The 1,814-nt window shown below is 63.0% G+C and carries 3 protein-coding genes; all 3 read left to right on the top strand.

The features are described from left to right. Positions 1-400, top strand: a 400-nt coding sequence (locus EN969_RS29490) for an aldo/keto reductase (RefSeq protein ID WP_206525262.1), incomplete at its 5' end; no start/stop codon positions are given. Further along, positions 397-825, top strand: a complete 429-nt coding sequence (locus tag EN969_RS29485; RefSeq protein WP_063167570.1) for a DUF4440 domain-containing protein — start codon at positions 397-399, stop codon at positions 823-825. The genes EN969_RS29490 and EN969_RS29485, both read left to right, overlap by 4 nt. A 48-nt stretch (positions 826-873) precedes the next feature. Further along, on the top strand, positions 874-1,814 hold a 941-nt coding region (locus EN969_RS29480; RefSeq protein WP_127419647.1), incomplete at its 3' end, for an ABC transporter substrate-binding protein.

The following is a 1,814-nucleotide window of genomic DNA, read 5'->3' as shown; positions in this document are numbered from 1 at the left end:
CGGTGCGGCCGAGCCCGCCACGCCGCTCGAAAACCGCTCGCTGGTCAAGTACAAGCTGATCATCGATGATTTTGGCGGCTGGGAGCTGTTCCAGCACCTGCTGCAGGCGCTGAAGGCCGTTGGCGACCGCCACGGCGTTGACGTCGCCACCATCGCCAGCGCCTGGGTGCTGGAGCAGCCGCAAGTGGCGGCGGTCATCGTCGGCGCCCGCAACCAGGCCCACGCCATCGCCAATGCGAAAATCATGGACGTTGCGCTCGACGCCGAGGACCGGGAGCGGATTGCGGCCGTCATCGCGCAAGGCACCGGCCTCGAAGGTGACGTCTACACGCTGGAGCGCGACCGCCGCGGCCGCCACGGTTCGATCATGCATTACAACCTCAATGCGGGGAAGAAATGAGCGGCGAACCCTCCCTGTTTTCACGCGCCAGCGCCGAAATCATCGACCTGCACCGCTTCTTCGTCGACTGGTTCGTCGCCGCGCGAGCCAACACGGTGGACTTCGGCCGCTTCGAACGCGCCATGGGCAAGGACCTCAGCATGGTGGCGCCGGACGGGCAGATCCTCGATCGCGAAGCGGTCGTCGACCATGTCCGCGCAAGCCGTGCTTCCTGCGACGATGGTTTCGCCATTTCGATCGAGGACATCCGGCCCGGCTGGCAGGACGCGGATATTATCGTCGTCCTCTATGTCGAAGCGCAGCTGCGCGCAGGCAAGCACAGCCGCCGTCAATCGAGCGCCGTCTTCACCACCAGTTCATCGGCGCCCAACGGCGTCGAATGGCGACATCTGCATGAAACCTGGCTGCAGGTGCCGGAACGCTGAACAAGCTCCAGAGTTCAAATACAGTCGAGTAACGAAAGGGGAACAACAATGACAAAGACGATACTCCAACTCACCACAGCGCTGGCCCTCGTCACGATGGCGGGTGCTGCTCAGGCCGCCGACTGCAAGATCACCGTCGGCCTCGTCATGGAGCTGACCGGCCCGGCCGGTGAATACGGCCAGGCCGGCGCCAAGTCGGTCGAGATGGCCTTCCGCGACATCAACGGAGCCGGCGGAGTGCGCGGCTGCGATCTCGTCACCGACACGCGCGACAGCCAGAGCCAGGGCAACATCGCGGTCGACGCCGCCACTCAGCTTGTGCAGGTCAAGAAAGTGCCTGTGATCATCGGCGGCATCATTTCTTCGGTGTCGATCCCAATCCTGACATCGGTCACGGCACCGGCCAAGATCGTCCAGGTCTCCCCGGCATCGTCCTCGCCGACGCTCACCGCGCTCGGCCGCGACGGCAAGACCAACGGCATCTTCTTCCGCACCATCACCTCCGATGCGCTACAGGGTGTCGCCGCCGCCAAATATGCCATCGACAAGGGTTTCAAGAAGCTGTCGATCATCCACGTCAACAACGATTTCGGCGTCAACATGGTGGCCGAATTCTCGCGTGCCTACAAAGCGCTCGGCGGCACCATCGTCTCCGACACGCCTTACAATGAAAAGCAGTCGAGCTATGCCTCCGAAGTCACCGCGGCAATGGCCGGTGAACCGGACGGTCTCTACCTCGTCAGCACACCGGTCGACGGCGCCACGGTCGCCCGCACCTGGATCTCGCAGGGCGGCGTGCAGAAATTCCTGCTCAATGACGGCATGAACAGCCCGGACTTCATCGAATCCGTCGGCGCCGATTATCTGAAGGAAGCTTACGGCACGTCGTCCGGCACCAGCCCGACGGCCTCGACGGAGTATTTCACCAAGAACTATAAGGAATTCTCCGGCATCGAACCGACCAATCCGGCAGCCGACCGTTCCTATGA

It is taken from the genome of Mesorhizobium sp. M7A.F.Ca.CA.003.01.2.1 (assembly GCF_003998945.1).
GTDB classification, from domain to species: Bacteria; Pseudomonadota; Alphaproteobacteria; order Rhizobiales; family Rhizobiaceae; genus Mesorhizobium; species Mesorhizobium ciceri.
The sequence above is the reverse complement of the archived record's forward strand: the minus strand, read 5'-3'. Positions and strand labels throughout refer to the sequence as shown.